This window comes from Pseudovibrio sp. WM33 (genome assembly GCF_001623165.1).
Lineage (GTDB): Bacteria > Pseudomonadota > Alphaproteobacteria > Rhizobiales > Stappiaceae > Pseudovibrio.
In genome coordinates this window covers 12,011-36,712 of sequence record NZ_LMCK01000101.1, presented here as the reverse complement: position 1 = coordinate 36,712, position 24,702 = coordinate 12,011, and the positions used below count along the sequence as shown (strand labels likewise).

Below are 24,702 nucleotides of genomic sequence, written 5' to 3'. Positions count from 1 at the left end.
TCTGCCGCTTAAATCGCCTATTACTCTCAGCAGCGCCATACTACCGCTCAGCGCGATTGGACAGCAGGCAGGTGTTCCATAAGTTCCACTTGCAGAATAATTCCGAACAGGAGTAACGTTCTTTTACAGCAATAAGCGGGGACGAACGATGGCCGTAGAACTAGCACTATCTGCAGATACTGTTCGCTTGATCGTACAAAAAGCGCGCGCTGTTTCCGAAAGCCTTCCAGATACTTACGAGGACGGCCACGAGGGTGACCTCTCCTTCGACACGGAAAAGCTGGAAAACGTTCACCACCATGATGGACTTGCAGAAGAAGAGCATGACGACTTTTCCGGCGCAGAACTGAAAGAAATCATCGACGACCTCAACATCGACGAAGCGACAGAACTGGTCGCCATCGCATGGATTGGTCGCGGCGATTATGATCAGAACGACCTGGATATTGCCTTCTCAGAAGCACGCGAACGATCCACGTCTCCAGTCTCAGCTTATCTTTTGGGCCTCCCCCTCTTGCCTGATTATCTCGAGGCTGGTCTCGAAGCTCTGAATCTATGAGAAAATATGGGCAATAGCAGTTTTGCAATTGAGTGATCTGCTTAAGCTCAACCTGTGGTATCTCGAACACACCAAAATCCAGTAATATATACTTTCTGTATTCGATGTAATCCGCGTCTATTGGCCCCTACTCAGGAAAACAACTGACCAGGGCCGCAGGGGAGCACAATGAGAACCTCGCCAGTTGACTACCATCGTAAAGAGCACGTCAGCCATGCACAATCACCATGGCCTGTTGCGGCTACAGTCATAGCCGCTTTCGTTGGCATAATGATCATGGTCCTGTTTGTCTTTTAAAGCGCGTTCCATTTGGTTGAACCCAATCAAATGACAACAATGCGCTCACAAGACAGAAGTCAGCGCACCGTGCGCGAATGCCAATAAACGCTACGTATCTGGCATCATCAAAAAGCTCAAAATCGCCTTGAGAGAATTTCAACGGAAGCGCTGACACACCGGTTGCAGCACCTATTCGCTTGCAGTACAGCTGCGGGATGACTAGGGCATCTGCAAACATACTTCTTCTCATGGCCGGCCTCATCTGGGGCATGGCCTTTGTCGCGCAATCAACTGCAATGGAAAGTCTTGGACCGCTGCAGTTTTCTGGTCTGCGATTCCTCCTCGCCACCTTGGTAATATTGCCATTTGCACTGCGCGAACGCCGCGTGCACAGCACCAAAAAACTTGGCAAGGCCCACCTTCCAGCACTTTTGATGGTATGTGTTGCCTTCACACTGGGCACTGTCCTGCAGCAATATGGCATCGTGATAACATCCGTCACAAACGCCGGTTTTCTAACCGCGATCTATGTTGTGCTGACGCCAATCCTTGTCACTGTATTCTTTAAAGGAAAGCCAAACTTCCTCGTGTGGCCCGCAAGCCTGTTCACCCTCCTCGGCATTTATCTGCTTGGCGGTGGTCTGACAGCATTGAACGGCGGCGACTTGCTCATGCTCCTGTGCTCAGTTTTCTGGGCTCTTCAAGTGATCTTCGTTGGACGTCTTGCAACCTCCTCTGGCCGCCCAATTACCGTTGCCGTCATCCAGTTCGCCTTCCTCGGCGTGGTTTGCATAATCGCCTCACTCTTCTTCGAGACCTACTCTGTCCAGGCACTTCAGGATGCATGGTTCGAGATCTTCTTCGCAGGAGCTTTGTCCGGAGGCGTAGCTTTCACCTTCCAGGCATTTGGCCAACAATGGACAACACCGTCCGATGCGGCCATCATGCTGTCTTCAGAAGCTCTCTTTGCTGCTCTGGCTGCTGCCGTCATTCTGGGCGAACGCATCGCACCAATCGGACTGGTCGGCTGCGCCCTCATCTTCAGCGGTATCCTGCTTGTTGAAGTCGGACCACACTACCTCAAATCCCGACGAAGCATAGCGCAGGCCGAATAGAGCCTTTTGAAAGCATCAGCACAAAACACAAAAGGCAGCCAACCGGCTGCCTTTTTTCTATCTAACTTCTGCGCAAGCTCTACACGCTCACTTATCTTCAAGCCGATCCAAAATCTGGGAGATCTTGGTACCCATCCGGCCACCTGGCACCACAGAACGAGCGCCCTCTAAATCCTCGGCACTGTCTTCACCCACCTTGATGATCATCGCCATTCCAAAACGGCCATGAATACCGCAGGTCACACCATAAATTCCCGGTGTATCAAAGGTAACATTCCGATCAGGAGACATCTTGCTGAACTTGAATTTCGGCCCGCCATCCGGCGTCATCTTCTTGATCGAAATAACCGTATGGTTCCCATCAAAATTGTCAAACTTCACAGTAGCGCCCAGCGGCACCTCAAGCAGATCCGGCTCAAAGCGGAACATATGAGAAGGTGTGTTCGCACTGGCATCAGTCACCTGATTAACGGAATACGTCTTGCCCTCCCCAGCAAGAGCACCACCCGCCATCAATACACTCACAAGAAGAGTTGAGAGAATTCTTTTCATCGAGAAACGTCCACCTGCAATTCGGAATTATTATCAACAATGCGTCCGTAACTGGCAGTCCGCATTGATCTAACGCAGCTTATTTCTGAAATGAATAATTTAGGCGATGACCGCGGCAAGCGAAAAGCATTTCAATCCCTAACGCAAGTGACTGAACTGCCCCCTCAGCCAAACACGCGAGGATAGACAAGCAAACCATTGCTACTGATACTCTGGAAAATCTTGGTATCTCAAGCAGGACAATCCACCATGAAATTGAAGGAAAGAGTTCGCCTCATACCACGCCAGACATTCTTCGATCCCATTGAGCGTCGCCTGGTTAAAATCAGCCCCTGTGGTCAATGGATCGCATTTCATGCCCCCATCAACGGCGTACACAATCTCTGGCTCGCCAACATCGAAGACCCGCAGACAGCCCGCCCTCTCACAAGCTTCACAGACCGCCATCTTGGTCTCACGCTCGAGTGGGCGTTTGATGGCCAGCACATTCTGTTTTCTCGGGATCAGTCAGGCGATGAGAACTTCTGTATCATGAGCGTCTCTATTCATGGCACAGATGCCAAATGTCTGACGCCAGAGGTCGGAGCTAAAGCCTATCTTCAGGAAATTTCGAAAAATCACCCCAATGAAATCTTGGTCGCCCATAATGAAAGGTCTGAAAAGCATTTCGACCTCTACAAGGTTTCTCTTTCTACTGGAGCCAGCCAGCTCATTGAGCAGAACGACCAATTTGCAGGCTTCTTTACGGACAGCAACTTCAACGTCCGCCTCGCCCGCCGCTACACCGACAACGGCGAGATTGAATATCTTTATAGACCGAGCAGCAAAGACTGGCAGCGTTACGCCCTCATTCCCTTTGAAGACAGTTTGACCACCAGACCTGTTGAGTTCAGCGAAGATGGACAAACCCTGTTCTGGATCGACAGCCGCGGGCGAGACAAAGCCGCTGCACTAGCAGAAGATACACAAACACGAGCCATTACCGTTCTGGCACAAGACTCGCAGGCAGACATCAGCAATCTGTTGCTCGCCCCGCACACACAACGTCCTTTGGCAGCTAAGGCCACATTTGCCCGTACCAACTGGAAGGGTATAGACCCACAGTTTGAATCCGTTCTCTCTGCTTTCAAGGAGCTGTTCGCTGGAGACATAGAAATCAGCAGCCTTTCAGAAAATGCAGAAAAACTCATTCTTGCTCATGTGCAGGACAACCAGCCCGTTGAATTCTACTGCTATGACAGATCAACCGGAAAAGGCACCTTCCTGTTTGTCACTCAACCCAAATTACAAAACTTACCGCTGGTCAAAATGTCACCCGCAATCGTCAAAACAAGAGATGGGCTAGGCCTTGTCTGCTACCTGTCACGACCAATCAAAGCAGAAGGGCCTCATCCCATGGTGCTGTTGGTACATGGCGGGCCTTGGATGAGAGATTCATGGGGGATACACCCAACACACCAATGGCTGGTAAACCGAGGCTATGCCGTTCTATCCGTCAACTTCAGAGGCTCCACCGGCTTTGGCAAGGCATTCGTAAATGCTGCGAGCAACGAGTGGGGTGGAAAGATGCAAACTGACCTGCTGGATGCTGTCGATTGGGCCATTGATGAAGGAATAGCCGATCCCAACCGCATCGCCATCATGGGTGGTAGCTATGGTGGTTTTGCAGCACTCACTGGCCTGACTCAAACCCCGAAGAAGTTTGCCTGTGCAATTGATCTGGTTGGAATATCAAACCTGCTCAGCTTTCTGGATACCATCCCTGAATATTGGAAAACGTGGAAGTCTCTCTACAGAACACGTCTTGGAGACTTCACGACAGAAGAAGGTCGCGTTTTCCTGAAGGAACGCTCACCTCTCACCCATGTTGAGAAGATCGAAAAACCGTTGTTGATCGTTCAGGGTGGCAAAGACGTACGCGTCAAGCCACCAGAGTCAGAGCAAATTGTCTCCGCCATGCAAGATCACGACATCCCAGTCACCTACGGCCTTTTCCCGGACGAAGGCCACGGCATTCAGAAAATGCACAACCGTCGAGCCTATCATGCCATGGTAGAACTGTTTCTCGCCAAACATCTGGGCGGCCAGCAGGAGCCCGTCGGAACCGATCTGGAAGGCTCGACCCTCCAGATTCTCGCAGGTCGTGATCTCATCGACGGTCTGTAACCATCGCTCATAATCCGCTACTTCAGCGCCTCAGCGACAGCACCGGTAAGACTGGTGGCGACTGGGGCGCCTGTGGCGACGAGGCGGTCGTGGGAGTACATGCCGGTTGAAACCAGAACAGCAGAAGCTCCAAGACCGTTGGCCGCATCAAAATCATCAATGCTGTCACCAATCACGCAGACGCTGGCAGGTTCCACACCCAGCTCATCAAAATGCGCTTTGAGTGCGTCGATTTTGAAATGCTTCTTCAAATCCCGTGCGCCATCAACACGGGTAAAGTGCTCGTAGATACCATTGTGCCGAACAAGCGAGACCAACTCCTCATGAGGAGCCATGGACAAGATCGACTGGCTCTTACCAGCACCGCTTATAGCCTCAAGAGCATGAAACGCATCAGGTGCCAGTGGCAAATCATACATCGCAGGCTCGTAGACTTTGCTGAAGTCACTGTAGAAGCTGGCAAGCTCGCTTTCAGTAGCGGCACGTCCCATCAGCGACTTGATATAATCCGCAAATGGCCGGGTATGATGCTGGCGAACATCCTCAAACGTCACACCACTCAATCCAGCCTTTGCAAAATAGTCGATGCCATATTGCGCAGTGATTTCGAAATCATCCAGTAGGGTACCGTTCCAGTCCCAAACAATGTGCTTTGTCATGCAACGCCAATTACTACTACAAATTCCACTATAGCTGATCAGATGCGACTGCTATCAGTACGCACTCAGGCTACTGAGAGCACTATATGATTTATCCAAAGCAGGCCAGCGCGAAAGAACACAAACTTTGCCCGATCAGTTTCCAGGCGTCACCATTCAGTCCCTCCGAGAAGCAAACCGCACTTACTTTTCAAGATGAGCTCTGAGGAACCAGGCCATTTTCTCATGTTTGATAATGAGGTCTTCCATCAAACTGACAGTCCCCACATCATGCTCATATTCTTCAACACTGTCGTGATTAATCCGCAGCTCTCGAACAACGGACTCATGATCAGCCAGCAAACCAGCAATCATACCCATTTGATCTGGAAGAGCTACTTCGGAAGGCATTTCTTTAAGCCGTGTATGCTCATGGCAATCATGCAGAGATCTCAAAGCGATGCAATCCAGAGCCCGGACACGCTCAGCAATATCATCAACAAAATCAACAAGCGCATGATATTGCTCATCGAGCAGTTCATGCAGACTGATGAAGTTGGGACCTTTCAGATTCCAGTGACAGCTCCACGTTTTCATCAGTAACACAAACTCATCTGCGAGCAGATTGTTCAAATGCTTCGCGGTCTGTTCCCGTGCCTGTTTTGAGAGTCCAATTGATGTTGGGGCCATGTGTTTTTCCTCACAGTTACATCGGCCTTTTTGTAAGGCGGGTGTAAGGTAAGCGATGACCTTTAGGTAATGTTTAGTTCTAACGCTAAAATCTTGCACACTCAGCAAATCAGCTTGAGCAGTAAACGTGACAGTCAAAGAATGCCCGCCAAACCAAGGCTCAGCAGGCATCCATCATCAATCAAATCTGCTCTAGTTCTTCTTTCGATGGGTCCGCGTGCCTGGTCGTCCGCCTGAACTGCGCCCTGACGCAGTCCGGCGCGGTTTCTTCTCACCTGTAGCTCCAGCGGGTGTCGGCAGGTCCGTTCCCGGCCCCATCTCACCCAGCCGTGGCTTATGCACCTTGGTGCCAGCATCAGCTTTATCCGCCTCTGCCTTGGGCAGGTTGCCAGCGGCACCATATTTCTTCTTCCCACCAAACCCACCGGTTTGCTGCGCAACAGAAGTTTGTCGTGCCATGGGGTCATCGGCAATTGCAAGTTCGGTCTCTTGCAGGCGCTTGATCTCATCGCGCAACCGCGCCGCGATCTCAAAATCAAGATCAGCTGCAGCTTCGCGCATTTTCTTCTCAAGGTCTTCAATATGGCCTTTGAGGTTGTGACCAATGGTGGCCCCTTCCTCGGCAAAACCAGCATCGACAGAAACATGATCCTGCTCGTAAACGCTTTCCATAATATCGCCGATAGAGCGCTTCACACTCTCCGGCGTAATGCCATGCTCTTCGTTGTATTCTTCCTGCTTCGCCCGGCGACGGTTGGTCTCTGCGATTGCACGCTCCATAGAGCCAGTCATTCTGTCAGCATAAAGAATAACCTTACCATCTACGTTACGCGCAGCACGACCAATGGTCTGAATCAACGAGGTTTCAGAACGCAAGAACCCTTCCTTATCAGCATCCAGAATAGCCACCAAAGCACATTCAGGAATATCCAGCCCCTCACGCAACAGGTTGATCCCGATCAGTACATCAAACGCTCCAAGGCGCAAATCACGCAGGATTTCAATCCGCTCCAGCGTATCAATATCAGAGTGCATGTACCGCACCCGCACGCCATTTTCGTGCAGATACTCGGTCAGATCCTCCGCCATGCGCTTGGTCAGCGTTGTCACCAGCGTACGGAAGCCCTTAGCCGCCTTCTCCCGCACTTCGCCCAGCAGATCATCCACCTGCGTCTTGGCAGGCCGGATTTCAATATCAGGATCAGTCAGACCAGTCGGGCGGATAACCTGCTCGGCAAACACACCGCCGCTCTCATCCATCTCCCAGTTGCCCGGCGTGGCTGAAACCGCAACTGTCTGGGGCCGCATAGCGTCCCACTCTTCAAACCGCAAAGGCCGGTTGTCCATGCAGGACGGCAAGCGGAAGCCGTATTCCGCCAGCGTCGCCTTACGCCTAAAGTCACCTCGGTACATCGCGCCAATCTGCGGCACGGTCACGTGACTCTCATCAATAAACACAAGCGCATTGTCAGGCAGGTATTCAAACAGCGTCGGCGGTGGTTCACCTGGTGCACGGCCAGTCAGATATCGGGAGTAGTTCTCAATGCCCGCACAGGCGCCCGTTGCCTCCATCATCTCCAGATCAAACGTACAGCGCTGATCCAGCCGCTGCGCTTCCAGCAAACGGCCATGATCATTCAGCTCCTGAAGGCGTTGCTTGAGTTCTGCCTTGATAGACTTGGTGGCTTGGTTCAGCGTCGGCTTTGGCGTCACATAGTGCGAATTCGCGTAGATCTTCACCAGCTGAAGCTCGCCAGACTTCTTACCTGTCAGCGGATCAAACTCAGTGATGCTTTCAATCTCATCGCCCCAAAGGGAAATACGCCATGCCCGGTCCTCATAGTGCGCCGGGAACACTTCAATCGTATCCCCCCGCACGCGGAACGTCCCACGCTGGAAAGCTGCATCATTGCGCTTATATTGCAGCGCCACCAGATCGGCGAGCAGCTGGCGTTGCTCAACCTTCTCACCAACCTCCAGCTGGAAAGTCATGGCCGTATAGGTCTCAACCGAACCAATACCGTAGATACAGGAGACCGAAGCCACGATGATCACATCATCACGTTCCAGCAGCGAGCGGGTTGCAGAGTGGCGCATCCGGTCAATCTGCTCATTGATTGAGCTTTCTTTCTCAATGAAGGTATCCGTCCGCGCCACATAGGCTTCGGGCTGGTAGTAATCATAGTAGGAAACAAAATACTCAACCGCATTGTTCGGAAAGAAGCTTTTGAACTCCCCATACAGCTGCGCCGCCAGCGTCTTGTTGGGCGCAAGTATCAGCGCCGGGCGCTGTGTCTGCGCAATCAACTGCGCCATGGTGAAGGTCTTACCAGAACCCGTAACACCCAGCAGAACCTGCGTATTATCTCCATCCGCAAGACCGGCCTTCAGGTCCGCAATCGCCGTCGGCTGGTCTCCTTTGGGCTCAAATTCGGATTCCAGAACAATGGGAACCCCACCCTCAGACTTTGACGGACGCTCCGGCCGGTGCGGAACCCAGGCATCCTCCCCGGATTCATCAGAGCGGCCTTGCTCAATCAGCCGTGCCAGCGCCTGTACAGTCGCTGTCGCTCCGGTGATCGTGTCTTCCTTGGCCTTCTTCTTCTTTTTCTTCGTCTCTTTGACGTGACTATCAAGAAGCTTCTCAGCATCTTCCAGCGAGATATCCAGCCCCGCTACCGGGTTCAAACCACCCTTGGCCCGCTCACGCGGATCACTCGTGGCCCCCATGGACGTGCCCCGCGCAGACTTGGCAGGTGCTTTCTTCGCCTTGGCAGCAGGCTTTTTGGCCACTGGCTTCGCTGCAGCTTTCTTCTTCGGAGCAGCCTTTTCTTCGCTCGGCTGCTCCGCTTCTTTGCGAGCTTTCAGCCCGGAAAGATCTTCATCAGCAATCTGATCTGCCCAGTCAGACACAGAACCTGACAACGGACTGCCAGAAAGAGCAGGCTGCGGAGCTTCACCAAAGCCAGAGGTGGAGCCCTCAGCTTCAGGCAATGAAGAAGAACTGGAAGATTTTGTAGGGCGCTTAGTCATGGGTGCACTATGCCGTGAGTCATTTGGAAAAGAAAGTATGTTCTTAGTTCGTTCCATCACTCTCGTGTAATCATCCTCTTAATTTCTCAGCAAAGATTTGAAAGAACCCGTTGCCCTCTCTTAACCAGACTGACTGCATTGAATTGAGTGATGCCTGAGGTTGCCGCAGACTGCACCACAACAGCCAGAGCGTGTTCCATTCAATGAAACCAACCGCAAAATCGCTCTCACACTAGCTTGACGCTCATGTCTCATACCGAGCAGGAATAACAAGAATGACAGAGCTACATTTCGGAGTTGGTACACTCACCATCATTGCCGCCTCTCTTTTCCTCGCCACAGCATCCCAAGCCGCACCTTCCAAAAACGTCAGCGGCGAAGTCCTCGTCCCACTCAATTTCATCATTGGCCTAAAGGAAGACGGCTCATCAGACCCCGCTGTGACAGAGGCATGCGAGAAAAAGTACGAGTTCGGCATGGGCAAGGAAGTTTTCGTCGAATATCAGATCAGCCCAACCCAAAACAGAGCAGTGGCACTGGTGGAAAGCACTGAAGTCAGGCTCACCCCTCTCGGCATACCGGAAACCTATTCCTTCACCTCAGACAAGATGCCAGATATCTTGAAAAGCAAAGGGTTTCTAAGGGTCATCTTTACAATGGAAGACGACTTCGACGATGAAGTGGTGCACATCATTGCAGCTGGAGACCAACCAACAGACAAATGCTTTTTGAGCACTGAAGCCTTTAAGCTGAGACAGTAAGGCAAATGCCTTTCCCAGCAATCGCCTGTCACAACAAACCACTTCGCGAAAAAGCGGTGGTGCTGTGCATAGCTGCTGCAGTCCACTTGGGCTCAGCTGGCATGGCAAATGCACGACTGATCACAGAAGAACTCATGCTACCCATCGCCCACTTTGGAACAGCAGTGAGTGCCGGGGCAGCCTCCTCAGCAATGACCGACCATTGTCAGGAAATTTATGATGAGTTTCGTGGAACGGCAGTGTTTATCGATTATGAAATCGACACCACCTCAACCTACACATTTGTTGAAATCGCTGTTGCCGGTGAAGTCATCAAAATGACAGCCCACCCAATCAAAGCTCACTACAAATTCTTCAGCAACAAACTACCCGACCATCTTTCAAGCCTCGGCGCTCAAGCCGTGATCTTTCGCATCAACAGTAAGTTTAAACAACCATCTGTCGAAATCCGCTTCAGCAGCAACAACCGCTACGAATGCCACCTCATCGCCTCAGTCCCAAAATAAAAAAGGGCCAGAGATCACCATCCCCGGCCCCATAATTCTCAAAGATACAAAAGCTTAGAACGCTACGCGGAGTTTAGAGGAAACCGCAAAGTTCCAGGAGGAGTCGTATTCGTAATCGGTGTTAACCTGAGAGTTCACAGCTCCAGTCTTAGCAATGTCATAGCTACCTTCACCTGAGGTTTTGAAGATTGCTCGACCACCGAGTGTAAACTTCACGTTCTTCGCGAAGTCATAACTACCACCCAGGCTAAGCGAATATGTATCAGAGTAAGGGCCTCCGATACCCTTGTCCCAAGTAACACTGCTTCCGAGGCTCAGTTTGTCTGTCAACTGATGACCAATACCAGCTTCAACAATCCAACCATCAGAATAACCAAGATCACGAACTACTTTTGTTGGTACTGGGCCACCTGGAGAAGCCACATCAACAGCAAGCTCATTAAGTACGCTCCAATCAGTCCACTTAACACCGAGGGACGCCAACCATTTAGGAGCGATACCGGTCTGAACCTTCGCTTCAATTGACTGAGGAAGCGTCGCTTCTGCATTTGAACCAAAACTTCCAACATTCTGAATGGAAAGCGCGCCATCAAGCTCCACATCAATTGCGGACTCATACGCGATCATCGCACGTAACGCGATCTCTGGTTTTTCGAATGCTGCACCAATACGAAAGCCGTATTCTCGTTTTGAATCCACATTAATATCTGTATCCAGATCAACAGTACCAATAGGAAGGCCAGTACCAGGATCGATAACAGGAGCCAGTGTCTTGGACAACTGCTCATAATCAACCGTAACAGAGCGTAGACCACCAAATACACGCACGAAGTTACCCTTGCTCACTTCGTGCTTGTAGCTCAGCATTGCATCGAAGCCCAAGGCATCTGCATTTGTTTCACCAATGGCATAACGGCCGTTCCAATCAAATCCAGGTTGCTCGCGGATTAGATAAGGTTGGTTGAGACGAGCGTACAGGTCTAGATTTTCCAGCAGCTCTACTTTTACGGCACCAGAAAACACTGCGATGTTCGGTGCAATGTCATCAGCGGATGAGTTAGTTGTGTCTTCTGGCCGACCAGTCTGGTTTGTCTTCGCATTCTTGAAGTCAACGTTACGGTCTGCATAAGTCGCCTGAGTTTCAACAACGAACTTGCCGTCAGCAAACAGCAAATCGTAGTCTGCAATGCCTTCAGTGGACCAACCGCCTGCAAATGCAGCAGCAGGAATCATGGATACCGCGCAGCCCAGAACGGTTGTCTGAGCCAATGTCTTGAGAACACGCATGCCCTCTCCCCCTTATGTTTCCCCGTACACAGTGTTTAAAACACCGATTTTAGGTTCATTCAGTTGGGAGCACTTGCTTAAGATGCGGAATGCAGTGCGTTTCGCCCCAATGCGATAATCCTGCAATCCGCACTCAACGAGCATCAACGTGTCTCGCGCCAGTGCAATCCCACCAATTTGCAGAGCAAACTGATATAGTTCTGACTGCATGCATAACGCATCGGGAGAAATAATCACCCCTCCCATAGTATAAATACTACACTATTTCGCTTGGGTAAGCTTTTCTAGACTTTAATATGACCTAAGGTAAATTATGATGTTATATTACTAGTCTCAAACAAAGGCCAGTTAATCGCAAAGAGCGACTAAGCATTAGACGATAGTCAAACTTACCTATACGTAAGTTACTTAAGAGTTTTGGGATAGGTTTTCCAACAATCCAACATGCTCATTTCTCCACAAAATTGTTGCATAAACAGCACAAATTGAGCTGCATCTTGCACAAATCACGCACAATGAGGGATTCCCCTAAAATCCCGGCACGAGCACCCAAAACAAAAAAAGCCGGAGACAACGCCCCCGGCTTTGTATTTGAGTTTTTTGAACTTACTTAGAACGCAATGCGCAATTTTGTATTCAGCGCGTAATTCCAAGAAGAATCATACTCATAGTTATTTTCAGCCCCACTAGCCAGATTGTTAGCATCACCCGCACCAGAGGTTTTATAGATTGCCGCACCACCGAGAATGACCTTGACCTTATCATTGAGTGCATAAGACCCACCAAGCCCTAGTGTGTAGGTATCAGAATAACTCCCCCCGACACCGCGGTCCCATTGCACTGAGCTGCCAAGACTCAATTTTTCATTGAGCTTGTGGCCGACACCTGCCTTAACAGTCCATCCGTCTTTGAAGTTCAGAGCCCGATCAGTCTTTTTGTCGCCCTTTGCATCCGTCAAAACAAGACTATCAATGACAGACCAATCCATCCATTTGACACCGAAAGTTGCCAACCACCCAGGCGCTATGCCTGACTGAACATTCAATTCAACTGATTGAGGCAACGTCAGAGAAGCAAAAGCAGTTCCAGGAATATTGGTCGTTCCTCCACCAGCAATAGGTTTCAACGGAACATCATTGACGTAGGTTTCACCTTCAAGGTCAAATTCAATTTCTGAATCGTATACAAGGCTGGCTCTCATTGCGTATTGAGGAATTTCATAAGCAACGCCTGCACGCCATCCCCAACTCATACCCTTGGATTTTAAAGAAGCACCAGAGACAAAATCACTATATGTATTTCCATTTGGAGCTGTACGGCTTCCAAGATCGTGAGCAGTTTCTAGAGGTGTCCCAACAAGACCACTTGCTAAAGCAACACCAAGGACCATTCCATCAGAATCGTAAGTTAAGTCCAAAGCCTTAACACCAACAATCGCCCTGAAATTACTACTGCCATCAATTTGAAACTTATACGCGCAAGTTGCATCTAATCCGAATGTACCTGCCTCAGTCTTATACCCCCCATAACGGCCCGCCCAGGTAGGATCCATTTCTTCTGTAATCCCAAATGGATTATATGTGCGCCCAAGACAATCCAGATTTTCCATCAAAGTGGCCTTTACGCCGACCTGATAGTTCCAAATATTTGGAGTGGTACGTTCGTTGGTCGAATTGGAAGCGATAGGGCCAACGCCAACATCAGCCCCGCCTTGCGCCTTTGCACTCTTCACCTTGTAATCAACATTCCGGTCAAAGTAGGTCGCCCCACCTTCAACCACAAATTTTTCTGGCGCGAACAGCAGATCAAGGGATCCAACTCCCATATTATCCCACGCACCCGCAAAGGCAGCACTTGATCCGGCCAGCACAAAGCAGCCTGCTGCAAGGCCTCGGCCTGCATTCTTCAAAACCCGCATTCTCTTCCCCCATACTCGTGAGCTTCCGGTAATTCCCCAAAACCGGTCTCACTCCTGAAGGGATGCGAAGATATGTCGTGAAAGAAGAGCTCACCTCATGGAGGTACGCTATGTTTAAAACATTATTTGAGCATAGATTACGACTATACTTCCCCCACAAGCACGAAAATCTCAACATCACTTCATAATAACTGCGTATATTTACCGAGTGATATATTATCCGTACATTTATCGTGGTCAATACCGTCTATCTGTAGTTTTGAGTATTTTTCTTCTGAAGATAACTTCATGTCAGCTGCACAATTGAGCAAACTATGACTTACTCATAGAAACGACATCTCAGCTCAGATTGTGAAAATCTCATTCAATTCCAAAACTTACGTATAGGTAAGAGCGCAAAACACAGCCTTTTAGGAAAGGAAGACCTCATGAATGCCCCCTTGAGATTTCAGCGACCAGAAAATGTATATTTTTTCAGAGGAATAGCTGCGCACCAGAATAGTTGATGCCCAACTCTCCGAAATTTCAGAGAGCTCTGCCTGACTGATTCACAAACAGATCGGCTAAATCAGCTTAACGCGGGCATATCTTCCTTGAAGCAGGGGGATAAAATCATATCGCAAAGGGATGCCGAACTTACCGGCGCAGACACACCTGAAAGACCTGCTGCGCGATTTCACGCACATCCGCATCATTCGGTCTTGTCAGCAAGTCCTCCCACATGCCTCGCTCTTTTATTTCAGAGGAGGTACACCGACACGCCTGCTCACACTGCCTGGCATCCACGGTTTGACTACAAGCCATCACGCAAGATTGCTGAAAGCTCCTGACCTGAACATCGCCACTGGTACCAATCACTCCAGCAGTCACACCAGCCCAAACGATCCCGAACAGGACCGGCTGGTGCAGAAGGTAGGTCGCAAGGGAATGTCGACCGAACCACGCAAAACAACGCGAAATAACGCTCGGAAACGCAGAACCGCGCAAAAACCGCAAAAGATTATAGCGATGCAGGATATCCCCGCACCCGATGCCCAAAAGCACTGGCCCAAACCAAGGAATAAGTGGCACATAATCAACGGAAACTTCAGGTAAGGAGTTGAGCCCAAGCCAGAAAAACTGCCGGTATGGCAGCACATAATCCCCGAGCCAGTGGTAGAGAAGGATCACCCCTGCCCCACATAGCAACGCAAACACGTAATGAACACGCAAAAACGGCAGGGCAAGAAGGCTCGACACCACGATTGAATGTAAAATTCCAAATCTAACCCACTGATCCTGAAAGATAAAATAAGTCGCAACCGAAACCGCAAGCGCAGCAACTGCCACCTTTATCTCTCGACGCCAGAAACTCTCCCAGCGGATACCGCTTTTATGCGCCAGCACCAGACTGAACCCAACCAGAAACAGAAAACTGCCCGCAATCAATTGCGCGAACAACCGCCAACCTGGCGAACCGGAAACATCCCAGTCGACAACACCAAACCAAAAAAGATCCCAGGAGAAATGATAGATTGCCATTGTCAGGAGCGCGAGGCCGCGGGCGACATCCGCGAGGATAAGTCTTCCAGTCAATAGCTTTTGCTGCACTTTATTCCCCTATCCGGAATATGTTCGCGCGGTACGCACCGCTACAAACGTGATCATTTTTTTCAATCTACATAAACCAACTCAACAACACAGAAAATCTCTCTGGTCCCTAAAACAAGGGAAACCCTGTATAATTGACGTAGCTAAATTGCCAATAGGCTTCAGAATGTCTTGGAACAATAAAGGCTTAACCCATCGCGGTAGTCGCATCTCTGCTCTCCTTCTGTTCATCGCCGCTATCTTGATAGTGTCTGTCGCCTTCATCTTGCGCCCTCATCAGGTGGAAATAAAAAGAACCGCCCAATGCGGAGAAGCATCCTGGTATGCCCTCAACTCTCAAACAGCGAATGGGGAAAAGATGGACCCAGCAAAGCTCACAGCTGCTCATCTGACATTGCCGATGGGTACAAGAGTGCTTGTAACCAATCTGTCAAACGGCAAGTCTTTGACGGTCCGGATCAATGATCGCGGCCCATATGCCCAAAACCGCCTGATTGATATTTCCAAAGCTGCTGCAGCAGAACTCGGCTTTATTCAAAGCGGCGTAATACAAGTGCGCATCTCTGTCGCCAATGAATTCAAGCAATACCTAAGTGGCCACAGTTGTAAAAAGCAACAACTTACTTACGCTAGAAAGCAAACCATAGAATCTGAATAGATTTTTAGGACAATTCAGATACGTATCAAGCAATCAAAATCAACAGCGATTAATAGTGCAGAGTTCGATTGCTATGATAATACCTATAAAAGCAAGTGCATTCTTTTTAGTAACGGCCCTAGTCTTATCTTCACCTGACTTATTGTTAAGCTCAGCACAGGCAAATGTTCCGCTTGTGGTTCCCTCTGGCAATCGCCTCCAAAGTCAGCCGACCATCCCCAGCGCTTCTGCAACGCGTACCAAAGCCTTCAAGCGAACCTATGAAAAAAAGTTTCAGCGCATTCTCAAAGTGCTTAAACGAGAAGGCCGCCTGATCAAGAACATCAAGAAGGTCGCCAGTCTGTACAACATAGACCCGGTCCACATCCTGGGTGCGATCGTTGGAGAGCATACCTACAATTATGATAGCCTCGACAGCGCTCAGGGCTATTACATGAAGGCTCTGCAATACGCGCGAATTCCCATTTCTTTCCAACATGATGGCGAGAAAGTCTGGAGTTTTGTAAAGCGCCCGCAATTCAACACATGCCGCCGCCAGGAAACCAGCAACAGCCGGTGGAGATGCTACGAACTCATTTGGAACACAAGGTTTATGGGCAAAACAATCGGCTCGATCCGCTATCCGCGAGAGCCTTTTCACAGAGCTTTTTTCAGACCAATGTTCGCAGGCCAAAGCTTCGGTTTAGGTCAGATAACGCCACTTACGGCCCTAAAGATGAATGACATGGTCAGCAGCATCAGCGGCCTGCCAAAACTCAGCTCAAAAGATGCCTCTGGCCTTTATAAAACGGTGATGGACCCAAACAAATCAATTCACTACACCGCAGCAGTACTAAGGGACGCCATCAACGCTTACAAAAAGGTCGCTAACGTCGATATCTCCGAAAACCCTGGCATCACGTCGACACTGTATAATCTCGGAAACCCTTGGGAACGCGCTATTTCCTATCGGAACAAGCGCAGAATAACACCAGCACATTTGCCGCGAGAAAATTACTACGGCTGGCTCATCAACGAGCGCATCGACGAACTCCAGGCAATCCTTCGATAAAAAAGGGGAGCTCAAACTCCCCCTCAAACTCTCAGATAGCCTTTGGCTATTTCAGATATGGGTTGTTCAGCCTTTCGTGGCCAAGCGAAGAAGCTGGCCCATGCCCAGGCAGGAACGTAATGTCATCGCCCAGCGGCAAAAGCTTTTCCTTAATTGAGGCGATAAGCGTATCATGATCACCACCCGGCAGATCAGTTCGCCCAATCGACCCTGCAAACAATACATCACCCGAAATCACCAGCTTCAGATCCTTGTTGTAAAACACAACATGCCCCGGCGCATGGCCTGGGCAGTGTAGAACCTGAAATTCAGCTCCCGCAGCAGTGACGACATCACCTTCAACAAGCCATTGATCTGGTTCTACTTTCTTGACTGCATCCAAACCAAATTGCTTGGCCTGATCTTCAACACGATCAATCAGCGGACGATCATCTTCATGCGGGCCAATCACTTTAACATCCAGCGTCTCTGCCAGTTCAGCAGCACCGCCGATATGGTCGATATGCCCATGAGTGATGAGGATATGCTCTACAGTCACATCCAGCTCTTTAAGCGCAGCAAGAATGTGATCCACATCCCCACCCGGATCAACGACAACAGCTTTGCGCGTATTCTTATTCCACACGATGCTACAGTTCTGCTGGAAGGCAGTGACCGGAACAACAGTTATCTGAATTCCCGTCAGATCTGCTTTATTGCTGGCATCACTCATAAGTGCTTCATCTCCAAATTCCGAATTCCTTGCACCATACAGTAATCAGATATGCTGGGCTACTCTCAGCCCTTTCAGAAACCTGCTAATATTAGGGCTTGCAAATACAACCACGTAACTAAGTCCCAGAAAATACCATTTATAATTGCAGCGATGGTCAAACATGCAAATATCATTTTTCTTCGCAAAATTATTCGATATTTTAGATGTAAATAATGTGATTTTATCCTCCCATTTCTGGCTACACCCCCAATTTCATAGGGTTTTACCTCAACCTTCCCTAGGAAAAGCTTGCCCTATTACCAAACTGAACCCTATGATATGCCGCGCATACGTAAAGACTGCCTATGTTGAACTGGCCACTATTATTACCCGGCCAAGCAATTAGGGATTGTTTGCGATGCAAGGCAGGTAGGAGCTCTTAACCAAAGCCCCACTAAGACATTTGATTTATTTTTTGTGTGTTTTCGGACGGGCAATTGGCTTTGAGAAAGCGAGTACATGCGGATACTGGCAGGTTTAAATCCGCAGGAAAGGCGATATTGTAATGCATAATGGGAATTCGGGTCGTCGCCCACGCAGCAAGCGAGGCGGCAAGCGCGAATTTGGGGATTCGCAGAATTTCGGCCCGGAGTTTGGGGCACCAGCATATTTTCCTGGAGATTCTGAGCGAGGCGCCTACGCGCCTCCTGTGGTGGAAAATGAGCGCAGGGGTCCCTACGGTAACCGCAGTCCGGGAGGATACGGCGGAGACCGGAATAACGACCATCGCGCGAGCGGGCATGGCGACAATGATCGTGGTGGCGGGTATGGCAACCGTAGCGGTGATGGCGGAGGCGGTGGCTTCCGGGATGGACCAAACGGTGGTGGAGGCGGACGACGCAGCTACCCACCAGTTGAACGGGGACCTCGCCAGTCTGGCACTGTCAAGTTCTTCAAGTTGGATAAGGGCTTCGGTTTCATCACACCAGATAATGGCGAAAGCGATGTATTCGTCCATATCTCAGCTGTTGAGCGCTCCGGTCTGACGACCCTTGATAGTGGGCAGCGGATTTCCTTTGAGACAGAACCTGATCGCCGGGGCAAAGGTCCAAAGGCAGTTGAACTGCGACTGGAAGACGGGACTGCAGTTTCATCTGAAACAGCTGAATCTCAGCCAGAGATGCGCGACGACTTTGACAGCATAGGCCAGGACTAACCACCTTGGACTTGCACTGTTGATTTACTAAAGGCAGCACTTTGCTGCCTTTAGTTTTGAACTCACGAGAGAGCTTTGCGGCTTGTGTCCCTGCCCACCATCAGACTATAAGGCCGACAACAAACCTATTAACAAGAGCGCCTCTAGAGAACTCCACCCTGGCAGCAGCGCACGATAAAGGCCAACAGGCGCCCACCATGAACTACCGGCACATTTACCACGCAGGCAACATTGGCGATGTACTCAAACATATCGTCCTCGCCAACATCTTGAAGTACCTCCAGAAAAAAGATGGAGCCTATAGAGTACTGGACACACATGCCGGAGTTGGCCTGTATGATCTGACCTCCGAAGAGGCCCAGAAAACCGGAGAGTGGCAGCAAGGCATCGGCAAAGTGCTGGAAAATCTTGGCCATGCTCCAGACCCAGTGAAGGAAGTTCTCGCTCCCTGGCTGGAAACAGTCGAGAAATTCAACCCGGGTGGTGGCGTTCAATTTTACCCTGGTTCCCCTGAGATTGCCTGCATGCTTGCCAGAAAGCAGGACCGTCTGACACTCACAGAACTTCATCCAGAAGATTTTGAAGAGCTGAAGAACAATTACGGCGGGGACAAAAAAGTCAAGGTGATTGCACTGGATGCCTGGCTCGCATTGGGTAGCTTCCTCCCCCCAAAAGAAAGACGCGGTGTCGTCCTGATCGATCCGGCTTTCGAAGTAGAAGATGAGTTTGCACGCGTTGCAGATGGTGTCATCCGTGGCTGGAAGAGATGGCCGACCGGAACATTTGCCATTTGGTATCCGGTCAAAAACTTCAGTGCAGTTCGGCAACTCATTGCTAAGCTTGACGAAGCTGGCGTCCGCAATACTATAAAAATCGAGTTGTCAGCAGGCAAAGTCAGTTCAGACGCGCCAATGAAGGCCAGTGGGATGATGGTCATCAATCCTCCCTGGACACTCACAAAAGACATGAACACCGCTCTACCATGGCTCTGTAAAACTCTGACACAAGGCATCAACCCGTCATGGATCGTGGAACAGGTTATTCCTGAGTAACCCCTCAGAACCTTTGATTGACCCAAAACAGCAAATCACTGATTGCTAGAAGCGCAGGGCCAAAGCTCATGCGCTTTTAGTATCTCGTCGCGCCTCACAAAGAGGCTGGTGCATAAACGCTTCCTGCAGGCAGCTGTCCGCTGCTTCAGACCAGCCAGCCTTTCCGTGGAGAGTGTTAATGCGCGCGAGATCAATCCTAACCCTATTGACTGCAACTGTACTGAGTGTTGCCACCGGAACGACATTTGCTGCTGATCTGGTTCCTCCGGGGAGCTATGACACAACCATCCCGCAGATAGACGAAGAGGATTTCATCGATCCAAATGAGAAAGTCTATTTCGGATGGTCCGGCGACTATCTACCCGCTTGTGACTCCGGCACGGCACAAAGAGCCGTCGCACGACAAATCGCACGTGCTGTTCCAAGTTATTATGACGGATTAGAGATCAAGCTGATCGAAGAAATTCGCGAGTCAGATTTCACAATCAGGCGCCCAAGGCCAGTGGGCCGCCGCTATTGCAATGGCCTAGCGACATTGACCGACGACACCCGACACCGCATCTATTACGCACTGGTGCAGTATGATGGCTTCCTCGGCCTTTCATGGGGTGTCCGGGCTTGCCTTGATGGTCTCGACAAATTCAGGGTCTACGATGGCGAATGCCGGACGGTTCGGCCAGAGCAGGAAATCATCCCTCGTTAACACAACAGCTCTCAGGTGGTTTTAACGCCGCACCTTGCTACATCATGCCTCGTAGGACTGATTGCACTTGAGGTTTATATTAGATCTAAGCACAGTCCTACGGGTTCACAACTGATGAAATACTATCTCGCCTACGCCAGTCATGATGGCCAGACTAAAAAGATAATTGGCAAGATCTCAGAGTTTCTTGAAAAGAATGGAGAAAAGATCGTCTTCCTCCCTCTTGTAACAGGGATGGAACAGCTCCCACCTGATCTGAAGAACAGTCGAATTCTCATTGGAGCCCCTATCCGCTATGGCTTCCACTTACGCCCGGTTCGCCAGTTTATCAGCCGCAATTTGGCCGAGTTGAATCAGGCACATACAGCTTTCTTTTCAGTCAATCTTACGGCCAGAAAGCCGGAGAAGAGCACCCTGCAAACCAACGCATACCTCAGGAAATACTTGGAGAAATCTAAGTTTGAGCCAAAGAAGGCTGCTGTCTTTGCAGGTGCTCTCAACTATCCTGACTACAAGCCGTGGGATCAGTTAATGATCCAACTCATCATGAAGATGACCAATGGCCCGACAGACCCCAAACTCACTGTCGAATTTACAAATTGGAATGCTGTCGAGCATTTTGCGAAGGAACTCATCCAGTAACCGCAAACTCTGGCACAATCAAATCGAAGTCCCTTGCATTATTGGAAGAAACACGGATATCGTGCAGACCACTCAATTCTCCTAGAGCGTATCACCGAATGCACCTCCGGGTTTCGGATAAGGATGCGCGTTGCAACATGATCTAGTGTTTTACAGGTGGCTGCCATGCAAACTCTCCGTTCCTCCAGCGCTTCTCCATTTGGTCGCAAAATCAAGCTCGCACTGTACGTGCTAGGCTTCGCAGACAAAGTGAATGTTGAAGTTGCACAGACACTCGATCCCAATGACACGCTCCGCCAGCAAAACCCACTCGGCAAAATCCCATGTCTTGTCCTTGAAGACGGCAACGTACTCTACGACAGCCGCGTCATCACTGAATATCTGGACTATACAGCTGGTGGCGAAAAGCTGTTTCCAGCAGGTGCTGAACGATTTGAAATTCTGACCAAACAAGCTCTTGCAGATGGTATCTGTGATGCGGCAATCCAGATCGTTTATGAAAGCCGTATGCGTCCAGAAGAAAAGAAACATCAGGACTGGGTGGATTACCAGCAAGCCAAGGTTGATCGCGCACTGACAGCCTTCGAAAACAACCCACTGCCAAAGGTCCAGCATAATTCTCCGGATGCAGCTCAGATAGCCCTAGCCTGTGCTCTTGGATACCTTGACCTTCGTTTCGCAGGTGAATGGCGTAAATCCTATCCAACACTCGTTGCATGGCTGGATGACTTCGCTTCTAGCGTACCTTCATTCGACAAAACCAAAGCTGAGCCGGGAGTTTAGGCAGAATGGTCATACTCCGCACGTCACCAACCTCCCCTTATGGACGAAAAGCGCGTATCGCCGCTGCTGTTCTGGGGCTTCATGAACAAGTGAAAGTCGATTGGGCTGACACAAGAGCATCCGAAGGCTCTTTGTACGAGCAAAACCCGCTTGCAAAAGTCCCAACACTTCTGCTGGAAAACGGCGATATCGTCTACGACAGCCGCGTCGCATTGGAACTGCTCGACACTCTGGCTGGCGGCGGCAAGATCATCCCGGCAGACGACTCCCGCATCTCAGTCCTGACAAAACAGGCAATGGCAGATGGCATCACTGATGCCGCCATTCAGGCACAGATTGAAACAAGGAACCACCCGGAAGAGCACTGGAACCGGACCTGGATCGACCGCCAGCAAGGAAAAGTTGATCACACATTGAAAGCCTTCAATGATCGTCCTTTGCCAACTCCATCCGAAACCAATGGCATTCCGGACTGTGCCCAGATCGCACTTGCTTGCTCGTTAGGTTATCTCGACTTACGCGCAAATGGGGAGTGGCGACAGAACAACCCGAAACTGGTTCGTTGGCATGATGCTTTTGTTGCGCAGGTTCCGGCCTACAACGAAACACAGGCACCAGAAATGCTTGAAAGAAGTTAAAAACGAAAAAGGCGCATGCCGGAAGCATGCGCCTTTAAAGCTGAAAATCAGTTCAATTAGAACTTCATGGAAACGCCTGCGCGTACCAGATTTTCGTCGATCTTAGTTTTTTCAGTCGTGCCGCCAAAGTCAAACTTCTGATCGCCGAAATCCTGATAAAGGTATTCGAGGCGAGCAGTCAGAGTATCAGTTACAGCGTGTTCAACACCAGCACCGACAACGTAACCGATCGCAATAATGTCATCCTTGCCCGCAGAAGTTGACGCGGTCAAGTCTTTGAATGCTGCACCACCTGTGCCGTAAAATAGCGTACGATCAAGCGCATAACCAGCACGACCGCGAACTGTAGCATTCCAATCGGACTCAAGCTCCACACCTGCACTTCTCTCTTCCAGGTCATTGTACTGAATGTCGGCTTCAGCACCCAGGACAACACTTGGAGCAACCATGAAATTGTAACCGGCATGAACGCCCGCAGTTACGCCATTCTGGTCGTCATCCAATGCACCGGATGCACCGCTTTTGCCATCAGCGCCGAGGAATCCCCAACCAGCGTTGGCACCGATGTAAGCACCAGACCAGTCATACGCAGAAAAGGTCGCTGGTGTTTCATAAGAAATTTCTGGCTGACTTGGCTGTACTGGCTGAGGGAGGTCAGCAGCAAGGGAAGTGCCGGCCATCAGACCAAAAGCAATAGCGGTACAAGACGCAATACGCAGCATGTATCATTCTCCAACAAATTATAAACGGAGCGCATGAAACGCATCCGCTGGGGGAAGGCGATCAAATGAGACCGCCCCAGGATGGAGAAAGGTATGATTTGACTTTGTGGCTGGATCTGACACGAATTCTGGTTAATTCAAGGCAAACTACAGAAAGAATATGGCACATTTGACAACTCATTGTTTACGCTAGGTAATGCATAATATTTGAGTGGCCTTTTTACTACACACGGGCTGTGATCAATTCTACCGACTGAAATTTTTGCAGAGATCTGGTATCAAAAGTGATCTGAGACACTTCAAGAACGCGGCAAACCTGTCTATATACCCGGTCAGACTCCTGTATGCTCCCTTTGGTGTAGCAAATAACCTTACATAATTGGAATTTCAGCCTATGCTTTTCTCATATGCTGCCCTCCTCGGAGGTCTCGCACTATTGATTTTTGCCGGTGACCTGCTTGTACGCGGCGCTGTGTCAATTGCTCAGGCTTTGGGAATTCCAACTCTCATCATCGGTTTGACCATCGTCGCCTTTGGTACCTCTGCACCAGAACTCTTTATCTCTCTGAAAGCTGCTCTCGACGGCGTCAGCGGCGTTGCAATCGGTAACGTTGTCGGCTCCAACATCGCAAACGTACTGCTGGTTCTTGGTATACCTGCTCTAATCGCAACAACACCATGCGATGAGAACGGAGCTCACAGAAACGCTCTGTTCATGCTGGTGGTCTCTGTCATTTTTGCAGCACTCTGCTTCATGGGAACGCTCACCCACTATGCAGGTATCGGCCTTCTTGTTTTGCTCATAATCTTTCTGGGAGATTCAGTACGCGCAACCAAGAAGCATAAGAAAGAGAACGGCTCCTGCTGTGTAACGGCTTCTGATGGAGACGAAGAAGACGATCTCGACGTCGATTCCGTTCCAGAAAATAAAGCAATTGCAGCACTCTTCCTCGTTCTGGGCCTGATCGGCCTGCCGCTTGGAGCACAACTAACCATCTCTGGCGCAACTGATGTAGCATCATCCTGGGGCGTGTCCGATGCTGTTATCGGCCTGACTGTCGTTGCACTTGGCACATCACTGCCAGAGCTTGCAACAACCGTTATGGCAGCCATCCGTCAGCACTCTGCAGTCGCGCTCGGCAATGTCATTGGCTCCAATGTTTTTAATCTACTGGCGATCATGGGCATCACGGTTACAATCATTCCAATCCCTATCCCAGAACAAATCCTCGTCTTCGACATCTGGGTCATGCTAGCCTGTGCCGTACTGCTGTATATCTTTGCCGCTAAGCGTCTGTGCCTCGGCAAAGCATGGGGCATATTCCTTAGCGTTGCCTATGTCGCTTACATCTACGGCGTATTTGCTCTGGATTTCATCTAGGACACACAACTAAAACACTTCTGAGAGACCGCACCTGCCGTTGAATCGGATAAGGTGCGTTTCCATAT

25 protein-coding genes are annotated in these 24,702 nt (G+C 50.0%); 15 read left to right on the top strand and 10 right to left on the bottom strand.

Annotation, left to right across the window (positions count from 1 at the left end):
- Positions 1–148 precede the first annotated feature (148 nt).
- The 3 genes from PsWM33_RS18825 (at position 149) to PsWM33_RS18815 (ending at position 1,953) form a co-directional block, all read left to right on the top strand.
- Complete coding sequence (locus PsWM33_RS18825) at positions 149–559, top strand: DUF3775 domain-containing protein (RefSeq protein ID WP_063301246.1); 411 nt, start codon at positions 149–151, stop codon at positions 557–559.
- A gap of 168 nt (positions 560–727) precedes the next feature.
- Positions 728–856, top strand: a complete 129-nt coding sequence (locus PsWM33_RS28700; protein ID WP_256387170.1) for a hypothetical protein — start codon at positions 728–730, stop codon at positions 854–856.
- Positions 857–1,053: 197 nt separating this feature from the next.
- Complete coding sequence (locus PsWM33_RS18815) at positions 1,054–1,953, top strand: DMT family transporter (protein ID WP_082827076.1); 900 nt, start codon at positions 1,054–1,056, stop codon at positions 1,951–1,953.
- Positions 1,954–2,040: 87 nt separating this feature from the next.
- On the opposite strand, the gene PsWM33_RS18810 is transcribed toward PsWM33_RS18815, so the two are convergent.
- Positions 2,041–2,505 (bottom strand): plastocyanin/azurin family copper-binding protein, encoded by a 465-nt coding sequence (locus tag PsWM33_RS18810; protein WP_208988793.1) that lies wholly within the window; start codon positions 2,503–2,505, stop codon positions 2,041–2,043.
- Between the two features lie 249 nt (positions 2,506–2,754).
- Here PsWM33_RS18810 and PsWM33_RS18805 point away from each other — a divergent pair, with 249 nt between their 5' ends.
- Entirely contained in the window at positions 2,755–4,671 is a 1,917-nt protein-coding gene (locus tag PsWM33_RS18805) for a S9 family peptidase (RefSeq protein ID WP_082827075.1), read from the top strand.
- A 17-nt stretch (positions 4,672–4,688) separates the two neighbouring features.
- On the opposite strand, the gene PsWM33_RS18800 is transcribed toward PsWM33_RS18805, so the two are convergent.
- The 3 genes from PsWM33_RS18800 to uvrB form a co-directional block, all read right to left on the bottom strand.
- A complete protein-coding gene (locus PsWM33_RS18800; RefSeq protein ID WP_063301243.1) occupies positions 4,689–5,330 on the bottom strand; it encodes an HAD family hydrolase in 642 nt (213 codons plus the stop codon).
- Between the two features lie 183 nt (positions 5,331–5,513).
- Positions 5,514–5,999 carry a Dps family protein gene (locus PsWM33_RS18795; protein ID WP_063301242.1) on the bottom strand — a complete coding sequence of 162 codons (486 nt, stop codon included), beginning with the start codon at positions 5,997–5,999 and terminating at the stop codon, positions 5,514–5,516.
- 192 nt (positions 6,000–6,191) lie between these two features.
- The gene (uvrB, locus tag PsWM33_RS18790) at positions 6,192–9,032 is read right to left on the bottom strand and encodes an excinuclease ABC subunit UvrB (protein ID WP_063301262.1); all 2,841 of its coding nucleotides are present in this window, start codon (positions 9,030–9,032) and stop codon (positions 6,192–6,194) included.
- 275 nt (positions 9,033–9,307) lie between these two features.
- Between uvrB and PsWM33_RS18785 the strand changes: the two genes are divergently transcribed.
- Together PsWM33_RS18785 and PsWM33_RS18780 are read left to right on the top strand one after the other, a co-directional pair.
- A complete protein-coding gene (locus tag PsWM33_RS18785) occupies positions 9,308–9,793 on the top strand; it encodes a hypothetical protein (protein ID WP_063301241.1) in 486 nt (161 codons plus the stop codon).
- A 5-nt stretch (positions 9,794–9,798) separates the two neighbouring features.
- Positions 9,799–10,299 carry a hypothetical protein gene (locus PsWM33_RS18780; protein ID WP_063298268.1) on the top strand — a complete coding sequence of 167 codons (501 nt, stop codon included), beginning with the start codon at positions 9,799–9,801 and terminating at the stop codon, positions 10,297–10,299.
- A gap of 54 nt (positions 10,300–10,353) precedes the next feature.
- Here the strand turns inward: PsWM33_RS18780 and PsWM33_RS18775 are convergent, their stop codons facing one another.
- The 4 genes from PsWM33_RS18775 to PsWM33_RS18760 form a co-directional block, all read right to left on the bottom strand.
- On the bottom strand, positions 10,354–11,586 hold the full coding sequence (locus PsWM33_RS18775) for an OmpP1/FadL family transporter (protein WP_063298269.1): 1,233 nt from the start codon (positions 11,584–11,586) through the stop codon (positions 10,354–10,356).
- Positions 11,587–11,598: 12 nt separating this feature from the next.
- The gene (locus tag PsWM33_RS18770; protein ID WP_063298270.1) at positions 11,599–11,796 is read right to left on the bottom strand and encodes a hypothetical protein; all 198 of its coding nucleotides are present in this window, start codon (positions 11,794–11,796) and stop codon (positions 11,599–11,601) included.
- Between the two features lie 400 nt (positions 11,797–12,196).
- Entirely contained in the window at positions 12,197–13,456 is a 1,260-nt protein-coding gene (locus PsWM33_RS18765; RefSeq protein WP_208994639.1) for an OmpP1/FadL family transporter, read from the bottom strand.
- Positions 13,457–14,140: 684 nt separating this feature from the next.
- Positions 14,141–15,094 carry a DUF1624 domain-containing protein gene (locus tag PsWM33_RS18760; RefSeq protein WP_063301239.1) on the bottom strand — a complete coding sequence of 318 codons (954 nt, stop codon included), beginning with the start codon at positions 15,092–15,094 and terminating at the stop codon, positions 14,141–14,143.
- 166 nt (positions 15,095–15,260) lie between these two features.
- Here PsWM33_RS18760 and PsWM33_RS18755 point away from each other — a divergent pair, with 166 nt between their 5' ends.
- On the top strand, positions 15,261–15,752 hold the full coding sequence (locus PsWM33_RS18755) for a septal ring lytic transglycosylase RlpA family protein (protein WP_063301238.1): 492 nt from the start codon (positions 15,261–15,263) through the stop codon (positions 15,750–15,752).
- A 73-nt stretch (positions 15,753–15,825) separates the two neighbouring features.
- Positions 15,826–16,803, top strand: coding sequence for a DUF1402 family protein (locus tag PsWM33_RS18750; RefSeq protein WP_063298274.1), 978 nt, complete (start codon positions 15,826–15,828; stop codon positions 16,801–16,803).
- Between the two features lie 46 nt (positions 16,804–16,849).
- Here the strand turns inward: PsWM33_RS18750 and PsWM33_RS18745 are convergent, their stop codons facing one another.
- Positions 16,850–17,515, bottom strand: coding sequence for an MBL fold metallo-hydrolase (locus PsWM33_RS18745; protein ID WP_063301237.1), 666 nt, complete (start codon positions 17,513–17,515; stop codon positions 16,850–16,852).
- A gap of 547 nt (positions 17,516–18,062) precedes the next feature.
- Between PsWM33_RS18745 and PsWM33_RS28695 the strand changes: the two genes are divergently transcribed.
- From PsWM33_RS28695 to PsWM33_RS18715, 6 genes are all read left to right on the top strand, one after another.
- Positions 18,063–18,713: a cold-shock protein gene (locus tag PsWM33_RS28695; RefSeq protein WP_063301236.1), complete on the top strand. Its 651-nt coding sequence runs from the start codon at positions 18,063–18,065 to the stop codon at positions 18,711–18,713.
- Positions 18,714–18,910: 197 nt separating this feature from the next.
- Complete coding sequence (locus PsWM33_RS18735; RefSeq protein ID WP_063301235.1) at positions 18,911–19,765, top strand: 23S rRNA (adenine(2030)-N(6))-methyltransferase RlmJ; 855 nt, start codon at positions 18,911–18,913, stop codon at positions 19,763–19,765.
- A gap of 178 nt (positions 19,766–19,943) precedes the next feature.
- A complete protein-coding gene (locus tag PsWM33_RS28100) occupies positions 19,944–20,468 on the top strand; it encodes a hypothetical protein (RefSeq protein WP_208994638.1) in 525 nt (174 codons plus the stop codon).
- Positions 20,469–20,582: 114 nt separating this feature from the next.
- Positions 20,583–21,110: a menaquinone-dependent protoporphyrinogen IX dehydrogenase gene (gene hemG / locus PsWM33_RS18725; RefSeq protein ID WP_063301234.1), complete on the top strand. Its 528-nt coding sequence runs from the start codon at positions 20,583–20,585 to the stop codon at positions 21,108–21,110.
- 165 nt (positions 21,111–21,275) lie between these two features.
- Positions 21,276–21,893, top strand: coding sequence for a glutathione S-transferase family protein (locus tag PsWM33_RS18720; protein ID WP_063301233.1), 618 nt, complete (start codon positions 21,276–21,278; stop codon positions 21,891–21,893).
- 5 nt (positions 21,894–21,898) lie between these two features.
- On the top strand, positions 21,899–22,531 hold the full coding sequence (locus PsWM33_RS18715) for a glutathione S-transferase family protein (protein ID WP_063301232.1): 633 nt from the start codon (positions 21,899–21,901) through the stop codon (positions 22,529–22,531).
- Between the two features lie 56 nt (positions 22,532–22,587).
- On the opposite strand, the gene PsWM33_RS18710 is transcribed toward PsWM33_RS18715, so the two are convergent.
- A complete protein-coding gene (locus PsWM33_RS18710) occupies positions 22,588–23,253 on the bottom strand; it encodes an outer membrane protein (RefSeq protein ID WP_063301231.1) in 666 nt (221 codons plus the stop codon).
- Between the two features lie 394 nt (positions 23,254–23,647).
- Here PsWM33_RS18710 and PsWM33_RS18705 point away from each other — a divergent pair, with 394 nt between their 5' ends.
- Positions 23,648–24,634 carry a calcium/sodium antiporter gene (locus PsWM33_RS18705; protein WP_063301230.1) on the top strand — a complete coding sequence of 329 codons (987 nt, stop codon included), beginning with the start codon at positions 23,648–23,650 and terminating at the stop codon, positions 24,632–24,634.
- Positions 24,635–24,702: the final 68 nt, after the last annotated feature.

Coding starts and splice junctions, on each gene's coding strand:
- PsWM33_RS18825 (WP_063301246.1), top strand. CDS start 149: ATGGCCGTAGAACTAGCACTATCTGCAGATACTGTTCGCTTGATCGTA.
- PsWM33_RS28700 (WP_256387170.1), top strand. CDS start 728: ATGAGAACCTCGCCAGTTGACTACCATCGTAAAGAGCACGTCAGCCAT.
- PsWM33_RS18815 (WP_082827076.1), top strand. CDS start 1,054: ATGACTAGGGCATCTGCAAACATACTTCTTCTCATGGCCGGCCTCATC.
- PsWM33_RS18810 (WP_208988793.1), bottom strand. CDS start 2,505: ATGAAAAGAATTCTCTCAACTCTTCTTGTGAGTGTATTGATGGCGGGT.
- PsWM33_RS18805 (WP_082827075.1), top strand. CDS start 2,755: ATGAAATTGAAGGAAAGAGTTCGCCTCATACCACGCCAGACATTCTTC.
- PsWM33_RS18800 (WP_063301243.1), bottom strand. CDS start 5,330: ATGACAAAGCACATTGTTTGGGACTGGAACGGTACCCTACTGGATGAT.
- PsWM33_RS18795 (WP_063301242.1), bottom strand. CDS start 5,999: ATGGCCCCAACATCAATTGGACTCTCAAAACAGGCACGGGAACAGACC.
- uvrB (WP_063301262.1), bottom strand. CDS start 9,032: ATGACTAAGCGCCCTACAAAATCTTCCAGTTCTTCTTCATTGCCTGAA.
- PsWM33_RS18785 (WP_063301241.1), top strand. CDS start 9,308: ATGACAGAGCTACATTTCGGAGTTGGTACACTCACCATCATTGCCGCC.
- PsWM33_RS18780 (WP_063298268.1), top strand. CDS start 9,799: ATGCCTTTCCCAGCAATCGCCTGTCACAACAAACCACTTCGCGAAAAA.
- PsWM33_RS18775 (WP_063298269.1), bottom strand. CDS start 11,586: ATGCGTGTTCTCAAGACATTGGCTCAGACAACCGTTCTGGGCTGCGCG.
- PsWM33_RS18770 (WP_063298270.1), bottom strand. CDS start 11,796: ATGCAGTCAGAACTATATCAGTTTGCTCTGCAAATTGGTGGGATTGCA.
- PsWM33_RS18755 (WP_063301238.1), top strand. CDS start 15,261: ATGTCTTGGAACAATAAAGGCTTAACCCATCGCGGTAGTCGCATCTCT.
- PsWM33_RS18750 (WP_063298274.1), top strand. CDS start 15,826: ATGATAATACCTATAAAAGCAAGTGCATTCTTTTTAGTAACGGCCCTA.
- PsWM33_RS18745 (WP_063301237.1), bottom strand. CDS start 17,515: ATGAGTGATGCCAGCAATAAAGCAGATCTGACGGGAATTCAGATAACT.
- PsWM33_RS28695 (WP_063301236.1), top strand. CDS start 18,063: ATGCATAATGGGAATTCGGGTCGTCGCCCACGCAGCAAGCGAGGCGGC.
- PsWM33_RS18735 (WP_063301235.1), top strand. CDS start 18,911: ATGAACTACCGGCACATTTACCACGCAGGCAACATTGGCGATGTACTC.
- PsWM33_RS28100 (WP_208994638.1), top strand. CDS start 19,944: ATGCGCGCGAGATCAATCCTAACCCTATTGACTGCAACTGTACTGAGT.
- hemG (WP_063301234.1), top strand. CDS start 20,583: ATGAAATACTATCTCGCCTACGCCAGTCATGATGGCCAGACTAAAAAG.
- PsWM33_RS18720 (WP_063301233.1), top strand. CDS start 21,276: ATGCAAACTCTCCGTTCCTCCAGCGCTTCTCCATTTGGTCGCAAAATC.
- PsWM33_RS18715 (WP_063301232.1), top strand. CDS start 21,899: ATGGTCATACTCCGCACGTCACCAACCTCCCCTTATGGACGAAAAGCG.
- PsWM33_RS18710 (WP_063301231.1), bottom strand. CDS start 23,253: ATGCTGCGTATTGCGTCTTGTACCGCTATTGCTTTTGGTCTGATGGCC.
- PsWM33_RS18705 (WP_063301230.1), top strand. CDS start 23,648: ATGCTTTTCTCATATGCTGCCCTCCTCGGAGGTCTCGCACTATTGATT.